16 protein-coding genes and 1 pseudogene are annotated in these 18937 nt (G+C 72.2%); 11 read left to right on the forward strand and 6 right to left on the reverse strand.

The annotated features are described in order from the left end of the window. The 4 genes and pseudogenes from IH50_RS42485 to hutH all read left to right on the forward strand — a co-directional run. Positions 1-234: pseudogene (locus IH50_RS42485) on the forward strand (hypothetical protein); the annotation flags it as partial. A gap of 417 nt (positions 235-651) precedes the next feature. Continuing rightward, positions 652-1452: an enoyl-CoA hydratase/isomerase family protein gene (locus IH50_RS0110620; RefSeq protein ID WP_030859776.1), complete on the forward strand. Its 801-nt coding sequence runs from the start codon at positions 652-654 to the stop codon at positions 1450-1452. A 67-nt stretch (positions 1453-1519) separates the two neighbouring features. Next, positions 1520-2668: a GGDEF domain-containing protein gene (locus IH50_RS0110625; protein ID WP_030859778.1), complete on the forward strand. Its 1149-nt coding sequence runs from the start codon at positions 1520-1522 to the stop codon at positions 2666-2668. 75 nt (positions 2669-2743) lie between these two features. After that, complete coding sequence (gene hutH / locus IH50_RS0110630) at positions 2744-4282, forward strand: histidine ammonia-lyase (protein ID WP_030859780.1); 1539 nt, start codon at positions 2744-2746, stop codon at positions 4280-4282. Positions 4283-4328: 46 nt separating this feature from the next. On the opposite strand, the gene IH50_RS0110635 is transcribed toward hutH, so the two are convergent. Beyond that, on the reverse strand, positions 4329-4643 hold the full coding sequence (locus tag IH50_RS0110635; RefSeq protein ID WP_030859783.1) for an LAETG motif-containing sortase-dependent surface protein: 315 nt from the start codon (positions 4641-4643) through the stop codon (positions 4329-4331). Positions 4644-4752: 109 nt separating this feature from the next. Between IH50_RS0110635 and IH50_RS0110640 the strand changes: the two genes are divergently transcribed. The 5 genes from IH50_RS0110640 (at position 4753) to IH50_RS0110660 (ending at position 12517) form a co-directional block, all read left to right on the forward strand. Then, on the forward strand, positions 4753-5115 hold the full coding sequence (locus IH50_RS0110640; RefSeq protein ID WP_030859785.1) for a hypothetical protein: 363 nt from the start codon (positions 4753-4755) through the stop codon (positions 5113-5115). Positions 5116-5355: 240 nt separating this feature from the next. After that, positions 5356-6606 (forward strand): L,D-transpeptidase, encoded by a 1251-nt coding sequence (locus IH50_RS0110645; RefSeq protein WP_030859787.1) that lies wholly within the window; start codon positions 5356-5358, stop codon positions 6604-6606. Positions 6607-6759: 153 nt separating this feature from the next. Then, positions 6760-8229, forward strand: coding sequence for an ABC transporter permease (locus tag IH50_RS0110650; protein ID WP_030859797.1), 1470 nt, complete (start codon positions 6760-6762; stop codon positions 8227-8229). 77 nt (positions 8230-8306) lie between these two features. Then, positions 8307-8999 carry an ABC transporter ATP-binding protein gene (locus IH50_RS0110655; protein ID WP_030859799.1) on the forward strand — a complete coding sequence of 231 codons (693 nt, stop codon included), beginning with the start codon at positions 8307-8309 and terminating at the stop codon, positions 8997-8999. A 179-nt stretch (positions 9000-9178) separates the two neighbouring features. Further along, positions 9179-12517, forward strand: a complete 3339-nt coding sequence (locus IH50_RS0110660) for a S8 family peptidase (RefSeq protein WP_030859802.1) — start codon at positions 9179-9181, stop codon at positions 12515-12517. A gap of 292 nt (positions 12518-12809) precedes the next feature. On the opposite strand, the gene IH50_RS0110665 is transcribed toward IH50_RS0110660, so the two are convergent. Beyond that, positions 12810-13727, reverse strand: coding sequence for a helix-turn-helix transcriptional regulator (locus IH50_RS0110665; protein WP_030859803.1), 918 nt, complete (start codon positions 13725-13727; stop codon positions 12810-12812). Positions 13728-13901: 174 nt separating this feature from the next. Between IH50_RS0110665 and IH50_RS0110670 the strand changes: the two genes are divergently transcribed. Then, positions 13902-14945 carry an NAD(P)-dependent alcohol dehydrogenase gene (locus tag IH50_RS0110670; RefSeq protein ID WP_030859805.1) on the forward strand — a complete coding sequence of 348 codons (1044 nt, stop codon included), beginning with the start codon at positions 13902-13904 and terminating at the stop codon, positions 14943-14945. Between the two features lie 88 nt (positions 14946-15033). Here IH50_RS0110670 and IH50_RS0110675 read toward each other — a convergent pair whose 3' ends face one another. Next, positions 15034-16152: a hypothetical protein gene (locus IH50_RS0110675; protein WP_030859807.1), complete on the reverse strand. Its 1119-nt coding sequence runs from the start codon at positions 16150-16152 to the stop codon at positions 15034-15036. Between the two features lie 144 nt (positions 16153-16296). Here IH50_RS0110675 and IH50_RS0110680 point away from each other — a divergent pair, with 144 nt between their 5' ends. After that, positions 16297-17454, forward strand: a complete 1158-nt coding sequence (locus IH50_RS0110680) for a cystathionine gamma-synthase (RefSeq protein WP_030859809.1) — start codon at positions 16297-16299, stop codon at positions 17452-17454. A gap of 7 nt (positions 17455-17461) precedes the next feature. Here IH50_RS0110680 and IH50_RS42490 read toward each other — a convergent pair whose 3' ends face one another. From IH50_RS42490 to IH50_RS0110695, 3 genes are all read right to left on the reverse strand, one after another. Continuing rightward, the gene (locus IH50_RS42490) at positions 17462-17710 is read right to left on the reverse strand and encodes a hypothetical protein (protein ID WP_030859811.1); all 249 of its coding nucleotides are present in this window, start codon (positions 17708-17710) and stop codon (positions 17462-17464) included. Continuing rightward, positions 17707-18210, reverse strand: a complete 504-nt coding sequence (locus IH50_RS42000; protein ID WP_030859812.1) for a sigma factor-like helix-turn-helix DNA-binding protein — start codon at positions 18208-18210, stop codon at positions 17707-17709. Before IH50_RS42000 ends, IH50_RS42490 begins: the two co-directional genes overlap by 4 nt. A 214-nt stretch (positions 18211-18424) precedes the next feature. Beyond that, a complete protein-coding gene (locus IH50_RS0110695) occupies positions 18425-18913 on the reverse strand; it encodes a MarR family winged helix-turn-helix transcriptional regulator (RefSeq protein ID WP_030859814.1) in 489 nt (162 codons plus the stop codon). Positions 18914-18937 lie beyond the last annotated feature (24 nt).

Here is an 18937-nt window from a genome sequence, read left to right on the forward strand (position 1 = left end):
GTGGTGGGGGTGGTGGGGGTGGCCGTCGGGTCCGGGGCGGGTGTGCGGGACGGGGACGACCGTTCGGGCGGGGTGAGCGGGGCCGGGTTCTTGCCGCCCAGGGCCGTGGGGGAGGACGGGCTCGCCTCGGGGACGGAGGCGGCGGTCCCGGGTGCGGCCGGGGAACCGGTGGGTGTGCCGGCGTCCGTGTGGGGGACGGGCCGGGGGCTTGGTCCCGTGTCGATGCCGGTGTGAGGGGCGGGGCGGGGGCCCGCCTCCGTGCCGATGTCCGTGCCGCCGCCCTGGGTGGTGGCCAGGCGGACCAGGGTCACGGCGCTCGCGGCCACGGCCAGGCTTCCCGCGGCCAGCAGGACCTTGCGGGGGCGGGGCTTGCGGTGGCGGCCCCGGAGACGGGAGGTGCCCGCCGGTGGTTCATCGGTGGGTGCTGTCGGTGTCATCGTGCTTCCCTCCCCTGCGTGCGCGCCCCCGCGCGCCGCGGTGTGCGCACGCTATGCACTCCCGTGCGGGGGCGGGCCGCAGTCGGAGGGATGTCACTCGAACGGGTGGTCGGGGGGTGACAAGGGAACCGGGCGTGCGCCCTTTTCCCCGGCGGGTGCGGGCTGCGATGATCGGGACGAGCGAAAGTTAACCCGCGTTAACCGGAGGATGGCGATGAGTGAGGAACGGTTCGGGGAGTTCGTGCTGGTGCGCCGGCACGAGCGGGGGCATGTCGCGGAGCTCGTCCTCGACCGCCCCAAGGCCATGAACGCCGTGTCGACCGGGATGGCCCGCTCCATCGCCGGCGCCTGTGCGGCGCTGGGGGAGGACCGGAGCGTACGGGTGGTGGTGCTGAGCTCCTCGCACGAGCGGGCGTTCTGTGTGGGGGCCGATCTGAAGGAGCGCAATTCCTTCAGTGACGCCGATCTGGTACGTCAGCGGCCCGTGGCGCGCGGGGCGTACACCGGGGTGCTCGAGCTGCCCGTGCCGACGGTGGCGGCGGTGCACGGGTTCGCGCTCGGCGGCGGGTTCGAGCTGGCCCTGTCGTGTGACGTGATCGTCGCCGACCGTACGGCGGTCGTGGGGCTGCCCGAGGTGTCGGTCGGGGTGATCCCGGGCGGGGGCGGTACGCAATTGCTGCCGAGGCGGGTGGGAGCGGCCAGAGCCGCCGAGCTGATCTTCACGGCGCGGCGGGTGGAGGCCGCCGAGGCCCGGGAGCTGGGGCTGGTCGACGCGCTGGTGGAAGAAGGGCGGGACCGGGAGGAGGCGCTCGCCCTGGCGTCCCGGATTGCCGGGAACTCGCCGGTGGGGCTGCGGGCGGCCAAGCGGGCGCTGCGGCTCGGGCACGGGCTGGACCTGTCCGCCGGGCTGGAGGTCGAGGACGCCGCCTGGCGGTCGGTGGCGTTCTCGGGGGACCGGGCGGAAGGGGTCGCCGCCTTCAACGAGAAGCGCAGGCCGGAGTGGCCCGGGGAGTAGCGGTCCGGTGGGCCCCGTTCGCTCCCTCTATGTCACGATCCGACCTGAAACTTCCTAACCTGGAGGGATGGGTGAGGAGAGCCGGCTGGCGGCCGTGGTGGCGCTGGCCCAGGGCATGGCCGCCGCGCACGGTTCGCGGGACGCCTGGCGGGCCGCGGCCGGCGGGGCCTGCCGGGCGCTGGGCGGGAGCTTCGCCGCCCTGTCGGTGTGGGAGCGGGAGCTCGGGCGGCTGCGGGTCCTGGTGAACGTCGGGGAGCTGGCCGAGGACGAGGAGGAGTTCCCGGAGGACGAGTCCTACCCGGTGCATCAGTTCGCCGAGATCACCGAGTTCCTGCACGAGCGGTGGGCGGGGGGCGGTGAGCCCGACGCGTGGGTGGAGACCGCCGAGGGGCCCTCGGCGGGGCGTGCCGGGTACTGCCACCAGCGGGTGGCCGCGCTCAGGCGACGGGGGCGCGGGTGCTGTGTGGTCGCGCCGATCGTGCTGCACGGGCGGGCCTGGGGCGAGCTGTATGTGGCCCGGCCGGCCGGTGTGCCCGTCTTCGGGCGGGGCGACGCCGACTTCGCGACGGTCCTGGCCGCCGTCGTGGCCGCCGGGCTGGCGCAGACCGAGCGGCTGGAGGAGGCCCGGCGGCTGGCGTACACGGACTCGCTGACCGGGCTGGCCAACCGGCGCGCCGTGGACGCGCGGCTCGACGAGGCCGTGGAGCGGCACCGGCGCGACGGGGCCGTGGTCAGCCTCGTGGTGTGCGATCTGAACGGGCTGAAGCGGGTCAACGACACGCTGGGGCACGCCGTGGGGGACCGGCTCCTCGAGCGGTTCGGGACCGTGCTGTCGCTGTGCGGGGCCATGCTGCCGGGGGCCCTGGCGGCCCGGCTCGGCGGGGACGAGTTCTGTCTGCTGGCGGTGGGGCCGCCGGCCGACGAGGTCGTCAAGGCGGCCGACGAGGTGTGCCGGCGGGCCGTGGAGCTGGGGATCGGGGACGGGGTCGCCTGCGGGGTGGCGTCCACCGAGGATCCCGTCGGGCCGGTGCACTCCGCCCGGCGGCTGTTCCGGCTGGCCGACGCGGCGCAGTACCGGGCCAAGGCCGAGCGCGCCGCGCATCCCGTCGTGGCCGGACGGGAGGGGCCGGACGATCCCGTCGTACGGCTGGCGGACGAGCCGTCGCGGGCGGCGGACGGAGAGCGGCGCCGGTTCCGGGGGCGGCATTCGCCGTAGCGCATCGGTAAGGGGTGACGGCGGTTTCCAGGGGTGACATTGCTGAATTCAGTGCGTACGCTCCTGAATATGAGTATGCACACTGTGGTGGTGGGGACGTCCGGGACGACCGCGTCCGACGTGCTCGCCGTGGCGCGCGGCGGCGCCCGCGTCGAACTGTCCGCGGAGGCGGTGGCCGCCCTCACCGCGTCCCGCGAGATCGTGGACGCCCTGGCCGCCAAACCGGACCCCGTGTACGGGGTGAGCACAGGCTTCGGCGCCCTGGCGACCCGGCACATCAGCCCGGACCTGCGCGCGCGGCTCCAGCGCAACATCGTCCGCTCGCACGCCGCCGGCATGGGCCCGCGGGTGGAGCGGGAGGTCGTGCGCGCCCTGATGTTCCTGCGGCTGAAGACCGTCTGTTCCGGACGCACCGGTGTCCGGCCCGAGGTCGCGCGGACGATGGCCGACGTGCTGAACGCCGGGATCACCCCGCTCGTGCACGAGTACGGCTCCCTCGGCTGCTCCGGCGACCTCGCCCCGCTGTCCCACTGCGCCCTCGCGCTGATGGGCGAGGGGGAGGCGGAGGGCCCCGACGGCAGCGTGCGGCCGGCCGGTGAACTGCTCGCCGAGCACGGCATCCGGCCCGTCGAGCTGCGCGAGAAGGAGGGACTCGCCCTCCTCAACGGCACCGACGGCATGCTCGGCATGCTGGTCATGGCCCTCGCCGACCTGGATCTGCTGTACAAGTCCGCCGACGTCACGGCCGCCCTGAGCCTGGAGGCGCTGCTCGGCACCGACAAGGTGCTCGCCCCCGAGCTGCACGCCATCCGCCCGCACCCCGGCCAGGCCGCCAGCGCCGCCAACATGCTGGCCGTCCTCAAGGGTTCGGGACTGACGGGACATCACCAGGACGACGCGCCCCGCGTCCAGGACGCCTACTCGGTGCGCTGCGCCCCGCAGGTCGCCGGCGCCGGCCGGGACACCCTGGCGCACGCCCGGCTGGTCGCCGAGCGCGAACTCGCGGCGGCCGTGGACAATCCGGTCGTGCTGCCCGACGGCCGGGTGGAGTCCAACGGCAATTTCCACGGGGCGCCGGTCGCCTACGTACTGGACTTCCTCGCCATCGCCGTCGCCGACCTCGCCTCCATCGCCGAGCGCCGCACCGACCGGCTGCTGGACAAGAACCGCAGCCACGGGCTGCCGCCCTTCCTCGCCGACGACCCCGGCGTGGACTCCGGGCTGATGATCGCCCAGTACACGCAGGCCGCCCTGGTCGGCGAGCTGAAGCGGCTCGCCGTACCGGCGTCGGCGGACTCCATCCCGTCCTCCGCGATGCAGGAGGACCACGTCTCCATGGGCTGGTCGGCGGCGCGGAAACTGCGGACGGCCGTCGACAACCTCACCCGGGTCGTCGCCGTCGAGCTGTACGCCGCCACCCGGGCCGTGGAACTGCGCGAGGGGCTGACCCCGGCGCCGGCCACGCGGGCGGTCGTCACGGCCCTGCGGGAGGCGGGCGTGGGCGGACCCGGTGCGGACCGCTACCTCGCTCCCGACCTCGCGGCGGCGGACGCGTTCGTGCGGGACGGACGGCTGGTCGCGGCCGTGGAGACGGTCACCGGCCCGCTGAACTGAACCGTCCGGGGCCCGGCGGCCGTTGTGCCGGGCCCCGGCGGGGACGTCACAGACCCAGGCGCTCCCGGCGCACCGAGTAGACGACGAAACCGGCGCCGAGGACCAGGCAGGCCGTGCCGCCGGCGATGTACGGGGTGCTGTCGAAGCTGCCGGTGTCCGCGAGGCGGACGTCCTCGCCGGTGCTGTCGACGGACGTCGACACGACTCTCGCCTGCTGCGTGACCTGCGGAGACGGGCTCGCCGAGACCGTGTCGGCCACCGGTGTGTTCGAGGTCGCGTTCGCGGACGGGACGAACCACAGGGCGCACAGCAGGGTGCCCGCGGCGGTGGCGGTCAGCAACGGACGGAGCGCGGAAGACACGGAATATCGATCCCCTTGTGGCGCTGGCGAATTGGCCGTGTGGGCAGATGTTAGTGAAAGTCGCGGGTCACAGGAAAGTCACGGGGGCCCGGGGCCGTACGCTCCGGACATGAGCACCCCAGAGACATCACGGTTTGTACGGCTTCGCGTGGAACTCGTCCTCGAGATCGACGACGAGGAGGCGGTGACCGGAGCCGCGCTGAACAGGATCGCGGACGACGAAGGCATTCCGGACGAGGAACGGGCACACGCCGAGAGCGCTGTGACGGAGGACACGGCGGAGGCCCTCGCCCAGCTCGTCGACCCGTTCGCCCTGCTCGGCGAAGTGCCGGGCGTGGAGCTGCTCCAGGCCTCCTGGAGCGGAGAGGAGATCGACTACGACCCCGACTCGCCGGAGTGGGACCTCGACGAGGACGATGACGACGAGCCCTACGAGGACGAGGACGAGGACGGGGCGGGACGGGCCGGCTGAGGCGTTTTGGGGAAATCGTGACCCCGGACGGCAACCGCCACCGGGGTCCTGACGTCTCAAGCGGCGGAGCGCCGACCGGAAACCCCCACTGTCCGCCCTGTGGACGTGGCGAGCCCCACACCCGTGGACCGTGGGGAACGGGGGCACCCGGTCGTAGCGTTGAAGGTTGTGGACGAGCTCCCTTGTCTTCGCGACGAGGCCTCGTGGGGTTGGGATTCGGCAACGATGGAGAAGCGTGTGATGACGGACGGTAAGCGGCGCAGGGGTCTGGCGGCCGCGTCCGCTCTGCTCGGCGGAGTACTGGTGCTCTCGGCGTGTTCCGGCGGCGACGACGGTGCCTCGGGCGACGGCGACAAGGGCGGCTCACAGGCCCAGGTCGACGAGGCGGCGGCGAAGAAGTCCTCCGAGGCGCAGATCAAGATCACGCCCAAGGACGGCTCCAACAACGCCTCCATCAACAACTCCGCCACCGTGACCGTGGCCAAGGGCACGCTCACCGAGGTGAAGATGACCACCTCCGACGGCACCGCCGTCGCCGGTGAGATATCCGCCGACAAGAAGAGCTGGAAGCCCAGCGACCAGCTCGAGCGCGCCACCACCTACAAGCTGTCGGCCACCGCCGAGGACGCCGCGGGCCTCGCCGCCCACGAGAACGCCTCGTTCACCACGGTCGCCCCGGACAACAGCTTCATCGGCACCTTCACCCCGGACGACGGCACCACCGTCGGCGTCGGCATGCCGGTGTCGATCAACTTCGACAAGGCCATCACCAACAAGGCCGAGGTGCAGAAGGGCATCACCGTCACCAGCAGCAGCGGCCAGGAGGTCGTCTGCCACTGGTTCAACGCCAACCGCATGGACTGCCGGCCCGACGAGTACTGGCAGGAGAACTCCACCGTCACGCTGAAGCTGGCGCTCGACGGTGTCGAGGGCGCCGAGGGCGTCGTCGGCGTCCAGCAGAAGACGGTCACCTTCAAGATCGGCCGCAACCAGGTGACGTACGTCGACGCCAAGACCAAGCAGATGAAGGTCACGCAGGACGGCAAGACCGTCCGCACCATCCCGATCTCCGCCGGGGCGCCCGAGAACAAGACCTACGAGGGCCAGATGGTGATCTCCGAGAAGTTCAAGGAGACCCGGATGAACGGCGCGACGGTCGGCTTCACCGACGACGACGGCAAGGGCGAGTACGACATCAAGGACGTGCCGCACGCCATGCGTCTGAGCACCTCCGGCACCTTCGTCCACGGCAACTACTGGGGTGCCAAGTCCATCTTCGGCAGCGTCAACACCAGTCACGGCTGCGTGGGCCTGTCCGACACCAAGGGCGCGAACGACCCGAGCACGCCGGGCGCCTGGTTCTACGACAACTCGATCATCGGTGACGTGGTCGTCGTCCAGAACACCGGCGACAAGACCATCGCCCCGGACAACGGCCTCAACGGCTGGAACATGAGCTGGGAGGAGTGGAAGGCGGGCTCGGCGGTCTGACGCCGGCCGCGCACGCGCGGCGCTCCACCCCACCACCCGGCCGATGCCGCCGTCCGCCCCTCACGGGGAGCGGGCGGCGGCATCGGTCTTCTTCTCATGGGGCTCTTATGGAGCGCTTACCGCTTCATCACCCGCCGTCCCTAGCTTGCCGCCATGTTCTTCACCTACCTGAGGCGCGAGCTGCGCCGCCGCAGAAAGGCGGCCCTCGTCGTCGCCTCCGGGCTCGCGCTCGGCATCGCGCTGGTCATCGTGGTCGACTCCGTCTCCTCCGGCATGGGCAAGGCGCAGGAGAAGGTCCTGCAGTCCCTGTACGGGCTCGGCACGGACATGACGGTCACCAAGGCCGCGGAGGCCCAGGCCACCGGCGAACGCCCCCGGTTCCGGTTCGACGCCCAGGACGACGGCTCCGGCGAGGAACAGAGCAGCGACCGCGTCATGGTGCAGGGCTTCCAGACCCTGGCGAGCTCCACCGTGACCAAGGTCGGCGAACAGGACGGCGTCGCCGACGCGGTGGGCGGACTCAGCCTCCAAGTCATGAAGGTGAGCGGCGAGTTCACCCGGGGTCAGTTCCAGCAGGGCGGCCAGAACGCCGAGGGCGGCCAGGGCGGCGGTCCCGGTGACGGCCAGTCCTCCCCGCAGGGCCGGGTCCAGGGCGGCGGCGCCGACTTCGACGTCAACAGCTACTCCGTCTACGGCACCGACGTCACCGAGCCCGCCCTCGGCCCGCTGACCTCCTCCGAGATCACCGACGGACGCACCTTCAAGACCACCGAGACCGACGCGAAGGTCGCCGTCGCCGACTCCGCCTACGCCAAGGAGAAGGAACTCGAGACCGGTGACACCGTCACCGTCAAGGGCACGAAGTACAAGGTCATCGGCATCGCCACCGCCACCAGCGGGGACGCCGCGGCCAACCTCTACCTGCCGCTGAAGCAGGCGCAGACCCTCGCCGACGCCAAGGACAAGGTCACCACGATCTACGTCCAGGCGACCGACTCCCAGCAGATCGACAGCGTCAAGTCCGGGATCCAGAAGAACATCTCCGGTACGACCGTCACGACCTCCGCCGACCTCGCGGACACCGTCTCCGGCTCCCTGTCCACCGCCTCCTCGCTCGCCGCGGGCGTCGGCAAGTGGCTGTCGGTCGTGGTCCTCGTGGCCGCGTTCCTCGTCGCCGGCCTGCTCACCTCCTCCGCCGTCTCCCGCCGGGTGCGCGAGTTCGGCACCCTCAAGGCACTGGGCTGGAAGTCCGGCCGGGTGACCCGGCAGGTGGTCGGCGAGTCCATGGTCCAGGGCCTGATCGGCGGCGCCCTCGGCATCGCGCTCGGCCTGGCGGGCGCCTACGCCGTCACCGCCGTCAGCCCCACCCTGCAGGCCCAGCTCGGCGGCGGCAGCGGCGGAGGCGGCGGTATGGCCGGGCCCGGCGGTGGCGGCGGCATGGGCGGCCCCGGACGGCAGAGTGCCGCCAAGACCCTCGACGTCGCGCTCACCGCGCCGGTCAGCCTCACCACCCTCGCCCTCGCGGTCGGCCTCGCCGTGGCCGGCGGTCTCGTCGCCGGCGCCTTCGGCGGCTGGCGCGCCTCCCGGCTGCGGCCGGCCGACGCGCTCCGCCGCGTCGAGTAGCACCCGCCCGGCACCGGCAACCGGGGCCCGCCCGCAGCGGACGGGCCCCTCCCCGTACGCGATCCAGGAGCAGAACCATGTACGAACTCAGCGGCGTCACCCGGCGCTACACGCGCGGCAAGGAGACCGTCCACGCCCTCGACGGAATCGACCTGACCATCCCCGACGGCGACCGGCTCGTCATCCAGGGCCCCACCGGCGGCGGCAAGTCCACGCTGCTGCAGATGCTCGGCGGCCTCGACCGGCCCAGCTCCGGCGAGATCGTCCTCGACGGCACCGACCTGGCCAAACTGCCCGAGGCCCGGCTCACCCGGGTCCGCAGCGAGAACATCGGCTTCGTCTTCCAGTCGTTCAACCTGATCCCCACGCTCACCGCGCAGGAGAACGTCGAGACCGCCCTCGTCCCGCTCGGCGTGAAGGCCAAGGAGCGCAGGGAGAAGGCCGCCGAGGCGCTGGCGTCGGTCGGTCTGGGCGAGCGGCTGGGCCATCTGCCCGGCGAGATGTCCGGCGGTCAGCAGCAGCGCGTGGCCATCGCGCGGGCGCTGGTGAAGGAGCCGAAGGTGCTGCTCGCCGACGAACCCACCGGAAACCTCGACGAGTCGACGCGCGACGAGATCATGGACGTACTCATCCGCATGTGGAAGGAGCTGGGGCTGACCTTCGTCATGGTCACCCACGACTCGGCCATCGCGAAGGAGGCCCCGCGCCTGGCGACGATCCGCAAGGGGCGGATCACCGTGAAGGAGAACCCCAAGCGCGCGGTTCTGTAACGGAGTTCCGGCGGTGGTGTTACAACCACCCGGCGACTTCCGCACCCTTCCCGGCATCCCTTGAGGCGCTTGATCACCCCTCGGCATACTGCGGAATCCGGGGGGTGCGCACATGCGTACGAGACCACCCCCGGCCGGGTGGCACCGAGTTCACCCGGCGATCCCGCTAGGGGGGAACCTTGCGCAGACAAGTGAAGAGAGCGTGCGCGGCCACGGTCGCCACGGCGACCGCCGTGGCGCTCGCGGCGGGCATGGCCGGCCCGGCGTCGGCGAACGGGGAGCGCACGACCGCCGCCGCCTCCTCGACGGAGGCGTCCGCGGTGAAGGCCAAGCACCGGATCACGCTGATCACCGGTGACCGGGTCGCCGTGGACGCCAAGGGCCGCGTGGTCGGCCTGGAGCGGGCCGAGGGCCGGGAGCACATACCCGTGCAGGTCCGCCGCGCCGGCGGCCACACCCTCGTGGTGCCGGCCGACGCCGCCCGGCTGATCGCGAGCGGCAGGCTGGACCAGCGGCTGTTCGACGTCACCGAACTGAACGAGGCAGCGACCCGCGGCTCCCAGAAGCGGGGCCTGAAGGTCATCGTCGGCTACAAGGGCGCCGCCCAGGCCGCCAAGTCCGACGTCCGGGACGCGGGCACGGTCCGCCGGACCCTGAAGTCCCTGAACGCGGACGCGGTGCAGACCCCGCACGACGAGACACCCGAACTGTGGGACGCCGTCACCGACGGCGACCGCACCGCCTCCGGCATCGCCCACGTCTGGCTCGACGGGGTCCGCGAGGCCTCCCTCGACACGTCGGTGGCGCAGATCGGCACCCCGAAGGCCTGGGCGGCCGGCTACGACGGCAAGGGCGTGAAGATCGCCGTCCTCGACACCGGTGTCGACGCCACCCACCCGGACCTCAAGGGCCAGGTGACCGAGTCCAAGAACTTCACCTCCGCGGCCACCGCCGGCGACAAGGTCGGCCACGGCACCCACGTCGCCTCCATCGCGGCCGGCACCGGCGCCCAGTCCAAGGGCAAGTACAAGGGCGTCGCGCCCGGCGCGAAGATCCTCAACGGCAAGGTCCTCGACGACGCCGGCTTCGGCGACGACTCCGGCATCCTCGCCGGCATGGAGTGGGCGGCCGCGCAGGGCGCCGACGTCGTCAACATGAGCCTGGGCGGCCTGGACACCGCCGAGGTCGACCCGCTGGAAGCGGCCGTCGACAAGCTCTCCGCCGAGAAGGGCGTCCTGTTCGCCATCGCGGCCGGCAACGAGGGCCCGCAGTCGATCGGTTCGCCCGGCAGCGCGGACGCCGCGCTCACCGTCGGCGCCGTCGACGACAAGGACGCGCTCGCCGACTTCTCCTCCACCGGCCCGCGCGTCGGCGACGGCGCCGTCAAGCCGGACGTCACGGCTCCCGGCGTCGACATCACGGCCGCCTCGGCGAAGGGCAACGCCATCGCCGAGGAGGTCGGCGAGAAGCCGGCCGGCTACATGACCATCTCCGGTACGTCGATGGCGACCCCGCACGTCGCGGGCGCGGCGGCGATCCTGAAGCAGCAGCACCCCGAGTGGACCTACGCGGAGCTGAAGGGCGCGCTCACCGGCTCCACCAAGGGCGGCGCGTACACGCCGTTCGAGCAGGGGTCGGGCCGCGTCCAGGTCGACAAGGCCGTCAAGCAGACCGTGATCGCCGACCCGGTGTCGCTGAGCTTCGGCGTCCAGCAGTGGCCGCACACCGACGACAAGCCGGTCACCAAGGCGCTCACCTACCGCAACCTCGGCACGACGGACGTCACGCTGAAGCTGACGTCGACGGCGACCGGCCCCCAGGGCAAGGCGGCCCCGGCCGGCTTCTTCACGCTCGGTGCCACCACGGTCATCGTCCCGGCGGGCGGCACGGCCTCCGTGGACGCGACCGTCGACACCCGGCTGGGCGGCACGCTCGACGGCGCCTACTCGGCGTACGTGGTCGCCACCGGCGGCGGGCAGACCGTGCGCACGGCCGCCGCGGTGCAGCGCGAGGTCGAGTCGTACGACGTGACGCTGAGGTTCCTCGACCGCGCGGGCAAGCCGGCCCCCAACTACGTCACCAACCTCGCCGGCGTCTCCGGCCTGGCCACCGACCGGTGGTACCAGCCCTACGAGGCCGACGGCACCGTCACCGTCCGCGTGCCCAAGGGCGGTTACGTCCTGGACACCGGCATCTACGTCAACCCCGACCCCGCCTCGGAGAAGTACGAGGGCGCCGACTGGCTCGCCCAGCCGAAGCTGAACGTCACCAAGAACACGACGATCACCCTGGACGCCCGCAAGGCCAAGCCGGTGAAAATCACCGTGCCGGCCAAGGGAGTCAAGCAGGAGTTCGCCTCCGCCGACTACACCGTCGAGACCGACGACTCCTCCTACGGCTTCGGCTGGTGGCTGGACTCGTACGACAACTTCCGCTCCGCACACCTCGGCCCGCAGATCACCGACGGCTCGCTGAGCCAGCAGTGGGACGCCCACTTCAGCAAGGGCGCCAAGGAGCAGTACAGCGCCGTCACCGGCGCCAAGGTGAAGAACCTCGCCACCGGCTACACCCGGAACTACAAGGCCGGCGAGTTCGCCACGGTGAAGGTCGGCATGGGCGCCGCGGCGAGCGGCAAGAAGGGCGTCGTCAGCCCCTTCGGCACGTTGCCCGGGAGCAGCGGCGCCTCCTCGTTCGGCAACCCGCAGAGCCTGCCCGGCACCCGCACACTGCACCTGTCCACCGTGGCCGGGGTGAAGTGGGGCCTCGACTTCGAGCAGCAGGGCGGGGTCGACGCCGAGGGCTGGCCGATCTGGGAGGCCGGCTACGTCATCGGTTCCGCGAAGGGCTACAAGGGCGGCAAGACGTACCAGGAGACCGTGAACACGGCCGTCTTCGGGCCGCGCCTCACCTCCGACTACGGCGTCTTCCGTGACGGCAACAGCATCTCCGGGCTCGTCCCGCTGTTCGCCGACGGCAAGGGCCACGCCGGCTCCTCGGTGTTCACGTCGGCCACCACCAGCCTCTACCGCAACGGCAAGAAGGTCGGCTCGCACGACGACCCGCTGTTCGGCGAGAAGGAGTTCAAGGTCCCGTCCGGGGACGCCTCCTACAAGCTGACCACCTCGGTCAAGCGCAGCGCCAAGGTCGCCGCCGCCTCCACGCGGATCGACGCGAGCTGGACCTTCCGCTCCAAGAAGACCGCCGAGCCGAAGCAGCTCCCCGTCTCCACGGCCCGCTTCCAGGCGGCCACCGGACTGGACAGCAAGGTGACGGCCGGCAAGAAGGCCACGTTCCCGGTCACCGTCGAGGGCGCCGCCCAGGGCAAGAACCTCAAGTCCCTGTCGGTGTACGTGTCCTACGACCACGGCAAGACCTGGAAGAAGACCACGGTCACGAAGGGGAAGATCACCGTCAAGAACCCGGCGAAGGGGAAGGCCGTCTCCTTCCGCGCCAAGATCACCGACAAGAAGGGCAACACGTCGACGATCTCGGTCTACGACGCGTACTACGGCAAGTAGTCCGTGACCGGACGGCCCGCCGGAGGACTTCCCTTCCGGCGGGCCGTTCCGTGCTCTCCGGGGCCGGGGTGGACGCCCGCTCCCGCGGAGCGGGGCGAAGGGGGGGCGCGTCGCCTCCGCGGCGCCGGGCCCCGGCTGCCGGCGAGGCGGAGGCCGGGGCGGGAGGACCCGGGCGTCGAGGGCCGAGGGCCACCGCCTGTCCCGGGAAGCCGTGGCCGCCCGTCCCGGGAAGCCGTGGCGATCCGGCCCCGGGGAGCCGTGACGTCAGGCTCGGGGAGCCGTGATGTCCGCCTCAGGGAGCCGTGGCGTCCGCCCCGGCCCGCCGGGCGTCCGTGCCCCAGCTGGACAGCAGCCTCAGGGCCTCCGCCGACGGCGAACCCGGCTCCGCGAAGTACGTGACCAGCGACTGCCCGGTGTCGTCACCGGCCGGGCGGAACGACTCCCACAGCAGCGTCAGCTCACCGACCAGCGGATGCCGGACGTGCTTGACGCCGTGGCTCTTCTCCTTGACGTCGTGCGCCGCCCACAGCCTGCGGAACTCCTCGCTCTTCACGGACAGCTCGCCCACCAGCGAGGACAGCTGCGGATCGTCCGGATGGAGGCCCGCGTCCATGCGGAGGTAGGCGACCATGTCGTACGCCTTCTGCTCCCACTCCACGAACAGCTCCCGCTGGTCCGGGTGCAGGAACACCAGCCGCGCCCAGTTCCGCTCCTGCGCCGGGAGCCGGCCCCAGTCCCCGAAGACCGCCGCCGCCATCCGGTTCCAGGCGAGGATCTCCGAGCGCCGGCCCACCACGTACGCCGGGACCGCGTCCATCGACTCCAGCAGATGCCGCAGCGCGGGGCGGGCCTGCTGGGCGCGGGCCGCCGGCTTCCGCCTCTGCCGCTTCGGCTTCGCCAGATGCGTGAGGTGGGACCGCTCGGCGTCGGTGAGGCGCAGGGCGCGCGCGATCGAGTCCAGCACCTCCGCCGACACGTTCTGCCCGTTGCCCTGCTCCAGGCGTGTGTAGTACGCCACGGACACCCCGGCGAGCTGGGCCAGCTCCTCGCGGCGCAGGCCCGGCACCCGGCGGTGCCGTCCGAAGTCCGGCAGGCCCACGTCCTCCGGCTTCAGCCGGGCCCGCCGGGTGCGCAGAAACTCGCTGAGTTCCGCTCGCGGGTCGAGGCCGCCGCTCGCGGGGCCGGCCGGGTGGGTGTGCCGTTCGTCCATGACTCCAGTATTCCCGGTCGTACGCACAGCATCCTGTCCCCGTCAGTGGTACGCACGGCCAACGTAGGCAAAGCCGTGGTCTGGGTGGATCCGGGACGCTGTCGCAGGCTGGAGGCCGTGCCCGGCCGGACAGAAGGCGGCCGGGCGCACGACCTCACGAGGAGAGCACCCGGCATGACCACTGTTGCCGCATACGCCGTACCCGCCGCCAAGGCTCCGCTGGAGCGGACGACCGTCGAGCGGCGCGCGGTCGGCGAGCACGACGTCCTGATCGATATCAAGTTCGCGGGCATCTGCCACTCCGACATCCACCAGGCCCGTGAGGGCTGGGGCGAGGCGATCTTCCCGATGGTCCCCGGCCACGAGATCGCCGGCGTGGTGTCCGAGGTCGGCCCCGGCGTCACCCGGTACCGGGTGGGTGACCGCGTGGGCGTCGGCTGCATGGTCGACTCCTGCCGGGAGTGCGACAACTGCAGGGCCGGCCGGGAGCAGTACTGCACCGGCAGCGGCATGGTCGGCACGTACAACGCCGTGGACAGGAACGGCGAGCCCACTTACGGCGGCTACTCGGAGAAGATCGTCGTCGACGAGAACTACGTCGTCCGCATCCCCGACGGTCTGGCCCTCGACGTCGCCGCGCCCCTGCTGTGCGCCGGCATCACCCTGTACTCCCCGCTGAAGCGCTGGGGCGCCGGCCCCGGCAAGAAGGTCGCGGTCCTCGGCATGGGCGGCCTCGGCCACATGGGCGTCAAGATCGCGCACGCGCTGGGCGCCGAGGTGACGGTGCTGTCGCAGTCCCTGCGCAAGAAGGACGACGGCCTCAAGCTGGGCGCCGACCACTACCACGCCACCAGCGACCCGAAGACCTTCGAGGAGCTGCGGGGCACCTTCGACCTGATCGTGTCGACGGTGTCGGCCCCGCTGGACTTCAACGCCTACCTGTCCCTGCTGAAGACGGAGGGCACGCTGGCGAACGTGGGCGCTCCCGAGGAGCCGGTCGCCCTCAACCTCTTCTCGCTGCTCGGGGGCGGCAAGACCCTCGCCGGCTCGATGATCGGCGGCATCGCCGAGACCCAGGAGATGCTGGACTTCTGCGCCGCGCACGGCATCGGCGCGGAGATCGAACTGATCGGCGCGGCCGAGATCAACGAGGCGTACGAGCGCGTCCTGAACAGCGACGTCCGCTACCGCTTCGTGATCGACACGGCGACGATCTGACACCTGGCTCCGTGTCTCCGGGCCGCCGGGGCCCGGAGACACGTGGGGTCCCGCCGCCTTCGGCGGGACCCCTGCCGGGACGGCACGGTCAGTGCGGGAGGGTCGCCGGGCTGCCGCCGTTCGCCTCGTAGCCGGCCACCGCCAGGGCGCGGTAGACGGCGAACTCGGCGGCCGGGTCGGGGGAGAGGGTCCAGGGGAGGGCGCCCACGTGGCCGTCGATGTGTATGAGCTGGCTCATGGCCTCCGCCCAGCGCTCGCCGCACACCAGGAAGAAGACCAGCAGGTGCCGTACGTGCGCCGACATCGGGTCGTCGGGGCGGGCCGAGTACACCGCGTGCAGCGCGCCGTGCACCGCCTTGGTGACGGTTTCGCTCTGGTGGAAACCGGCGACCAGGTTCACCTCGGGCAGGTGCTCGAACACCGCGAAGAGCGGCATGGCGGCGAGGAGGGACCCCTGGGGCGCCCGCGCGGCCGCGGCCTCCGCGAACGCGTACGCCTGCCGCCGCGAGCCGTGCCACTTCTCGCACCAGTAGTGCAGCGCGGCCAGGTGCGCCCCCATGTGGGCCGGGGCGCGGTCCAGGATCTTCAGCCAGAGCTGCTCGAAGTCCTGCTGCGAGTAACCGAGTCCCCGCGCCACCGACAGCTCCACGATGTACGGGACCGGGTCACCAGGAGCCAGCAGCGCCGCCTCGCCGCACGCCGCCTTCGCCTCCTCCATGATGATCCGGAACTCGTCCGTCCCGGGCGCCGCCGTACGCCACGCCTGCTGCACCAGGAACTCGGCGTGCACCGCGGCTCCCCCGGCGTCCTTGGGCAGCTCGGTCCGCCACACCCGCAGCCACTGCCCGCCCGGCGCCTCGCCCACCCCGCCGGGCCGCTGCTTCAGCTCCAGCGAGGCCGCGCCCGCGAACGCCTGGACGCGCTGCCAGCGCGACTCGCCCTCCGCGTCCGTGCCGGCCAGCAGCTGCTGCGCCGCCCGGTAGTCCTGGGTGCGCTGCACCAGGTCCAGGACGTCCAGCAGGTCCTGGTCGGGGCCGGGCATGCGGACGTCCAGCTCCTCCTCGCGGGCGAAGCCGTAGGCCGCCGGGTCCGCCGCGTCCGGGTGGCCGGCGGGGACCTGCGTGATCGCCCCGCGCCCGCGCCTTATGAACGGCACCACCACGAAGCCGAGCATGACGAGCGCGATCAGGACCCAGAGAATCTCCATGTCACCAGCGAACCAGACCACGCCGACAATTGGCCAACCCGGTACCGGACCCTGTGGAAAACCCCGGCATCCGCCCCCGCCGCCGCCCGCCCCGCCCGCTCCGCGTCCGTCATCCGCACCGCACGCGCACTACCCTCGGTGCCCATGAGCGACAGGCACATCAGTCAGCACTTCGAGACACTCGCGATCCACGCGGGCAACACCGCCGACCCCCTGACGGGCGCGGTCGTCCCGCCGATCTACCAGGTGTCCACCTACAAGCAGGACGGCGTCGGCGGCCTGCGCGGCGGCTACGAGTACAGCCGCAGCGCCAATCCGACCAGGACCGCGCTGGAGGAGAACCTCGCCGCCCTGGAGGGCGGCCGCCGCGGCCTCGCGTTCGCGTCCGGACTGGCGGCCGAGGACTGCCTGTTGCGTACGCTGCTCAGCCCCGGCGACCACGTGGTGATCCCGAACGACGCGTACGGCGGCACGTTCCGCCTCTTCGCCAAGGTCGTCGCCCGCTGGGGCGTGGAGTGGTCGGTGGCCGACACCAGCGACCCGGCCGCCGTGCGGGCCGCCCTCACCCCGAAGACCAAGGCCGTCTGGGTGGAGACCCCCTCCAACCCGCTGCTCGGCATCACCGACATCGCCGCCGTGGCCCAGGTCGCCCGGGGCGCGGGCGCCCGGCTCGTCGTCGACAACACCTTCGCCACGCCGTACCTCCAGCAGCCGCTCGCGCTCGGCGCGGACGTCGTCGTGCACTCCCTGACCAAGTACATGGGCGGCCACTCCGACGTCGTCGGCGGTGCCCTGATCACCGGCGACGCGGAGCTGGGCGAGGAGCTCGCCTTCCACCAGAACGCGATGGGCGCGGTCGCAGGACCCTTCGACTCCTGGCTGGTGCTGCGCGGCACCAAGACGCTCTCGGTCCGCATGGACCGGCACAGCGAGAACGCCACGAAGGTCGCCGACATGCTCACCCGTCACGCGCGCGTGACGAGCGTCCTGTACCCGGGACTGCCCGACCACCCCGGTCACGAGGTCGCCGCCAAGCAGATGCGCGCCTTCGGCGGCATGGTCTCCTTCCGCGTGGAGGGCGGCGAGGAGGCGGCCGTCGAGGTCTGCAACCGGGCCAAGGTGTTCACGCTCGGCGAGTCCCTGGGCGGCGTCGAGTCGCTGATCGAGCACCCCGGGCGGATGACGCACGCGTCCGCGGCCGGTTCCGCGCTCGAGGTCCCCGCCGACCTGGTGCGCCTCTCCGTGGGCATCGAGAACGTCGACGACCTGCTCGAAGACCTCCAGCAGGCGCTCGGCCGGTAGGCCCCGGTCACCAGCCAGTGAGCGGTGGAGTCGTCTCCGACGGCGGCTCCACCCACGGACGGACCGTCAGCGCCCACACCACGAACGCCACGCTCCCCGCCAGCAACAGCAGCCACATCGCGCGGCGGACGAGCGTCCTGCGGCGCAGGATGCGGGCCCCGCGGCGGACCGCGTCCGCGTGGAGCTCGGGCGGTACGCGCGGCGCCGGCCGCTCCAGCATCCGCCGTACGGCCGCCTCCCGGCTCTTCCGGGTCACGACGGCACCGCCTCGACGCCGCCCACCGCGGGCGCCGGTCCCGGGGGCGGGCGCAGTACGGCGGTCATCGCGCGGTGGAGGACGGCCCGCACGCGCTCCGCGGACACACCGAGCAGAGCCGCCGTCTGTTCCTCGGCGACCCCCTCGTGCAGCCGCAGGACCAGGACCAGGCGTTCCTGCGGGGAGAGCCGGGCCAGTGGGCCCTCCAGGCGGGTGCGGGGGCGGAGCAGCCCGCCGCGCCGGTGCCAGGCGCTGTTCACGAAGCGGGTCGCCAGGTACCGGCGGGTGTGGGCGTAGGGGTCCGCGCCGTGCAGCCGGTCCCAGCTCGCGTACGTGTGGGCCAGCGCCAGGGTCAGCAGGCGCCGGGCGTGCGGGTTGGCCTCCGGCGGTTCGGCGGTGAGGAGGGTCGCGGTGTGCAGCAGGCGGGTGCCGGCGCCCGCGACGTACGCCTCGAACTCGTGGGCGCGGGGGTCGTCCTGGGACGTGTGCCGTTGTCGCAACCGCGCCTCCCCGTCGCTCCTGAGAGCCCTTGGCTCTCATATCAGGCCAGGGGGCGTCCCTCGGTCAAGAGATGTGCGCGTATGGACGAATTCCGGTTTTCTCGCCCCCGCCGCCCCTTCCCGTCCCGAAACCGGGGCTCCGCCCCGGACCCCGCTCCTCAAACTCCCCCAGAGGGGGTACCCCCGGAGGGGCTGAATCAGCCCCTCCGGAGAATCAGGAGTCCGCCCGGTCAGGGGCGGACATCCGAGCCGACAGCGCTCCGTTGAAGCGCGTCAGGAGTGCGCAGAACGCCTCGCGCTCCTCCGGGGCCCAGTCCTGCGTCAGCTCGGCCATCAACTGGCGCCGCGAGGCGCGCACTTCCTCCAGGCGCGTCTGTCCGCGCGGGGAGAGCTGGAGCACGACCGCGCGGCCGTCCTCGGGGTGCGAGGTCCGTTTGACCAGGCCGGTGTCCACGAGCGGGGCGACCTGCCGGGTGACCGTCGAGGAGTCGATGCCCATGCTCGCGGCGAGTGCCTTGACGCCCATGGGGCCTTCGTTGTCGAGGCGATTGAGCAGCAGGTACGCGGCGCGGTCCATCGAGTTGCGCACCTGGCCGACCCCGCCCAGACGCGTCTGTTCGGCACGGCGGGCGAACAGCGCCACCTCGTGCTGCAGCGTGTCGAGAAGACCGGTGTCGCCGACGGCCGTCAGGTCCGTCCTCATGTCCATCGACATATCAGGTGTTGT

Source organism: Streptomyces sp. NRRL S-37 (assembly GCF_000721605.1).
GTDB lineage: Bacteria > Actinomycetota > Actinomycetes > Streptomycetales > Streptomycetaceae > Streptomyces.

Bases quoted from the DNA above. Each gene is read 5' to 3' on its own strand.
- IH50_RS0110620 (WP_030859776.1), top strand. From the start codon at position 652: ATGAGTGAGGAACGGTTCGGGGAGTTCGTGCTGGTGCGCCGGCACGAG.
- IH50_RS0110625 (WP_030859778.1), top strand. From the start codon at position 1,520: ATGGGTGAGGAGAGCCGGCTGGCGGCCGTGGTGGCGCTGGCCCAGGGC.
- hutH (WP_030859780.1), top strand. From the start codon at position 2,744: ATGCACACTGTGGTGGTGGGGACGTCCGGGACGACCGCGTCCGACGTG.
- IH50_RS0110640 (WP_030859785.1), top strand. From the start codon at position 4,753: ATGAGCACCCCAGAGACATCACGGTTTGTACGGCTTCGCGTGGAACTC.
- IH50_RS0110645 (WP_030859787.1), top strand. From the start codon at position 5,356: ATGACGGACGGTAAGCGGCGCAGGGGTCTGGCGGCCGCGTCCGCTCTG.
- IH50_RS0110650 (WP_030859797.1), top strand. From the start codon at position 6,760: ATGTTCTTCACCTACCTGAGGCGCGAGCTGCGCCGCCGCAGAAAGGCG.
- IH50_RS0110655 (WP_030859799.1), top strand. From the start codon at position 8,307: ATGTACGAACTCAGCGGCGTCACCCGGCGCTACACGCGCGGCAAGGAG.
- IH50_RS0110665 (WP_030859803.1), bottom strand. From the start codon at position 13,727: ATGGACGAACGGCACACCCACCCGGCCGGCCCCGCGAGCGGCGGCCTC.
- IH50_RS0110670 (WP_030859805.1), top strand. From the start codon at position 13,902: ATGACCACTGTTGCCGCATACGCCGTACCCGCCGCCAAGGCTCCGCTG.
- IH50_RS0110675 (WP_030859807.1), bottom strand. From the start codon at position 16,152: ATGGAGATTCTCTGGGTCCTGATCGCGCTCGTCATGCTCGGCTTCGTG.
- IH50_RS0110680 (WP_030859809.1), top strand. From the start codon at position 16,297: ATGAGCGACAGGCACATCAGTCAGCACTTCGAGACACTCGCGATCCAC.
- IH50_RS0110695 (WP_030859814.1), bottom strand. From the start codon at position 18,913: ATGAGGACGGACCTGACGGCCGTCGGCGACACCGGTCTTCTCGACACG.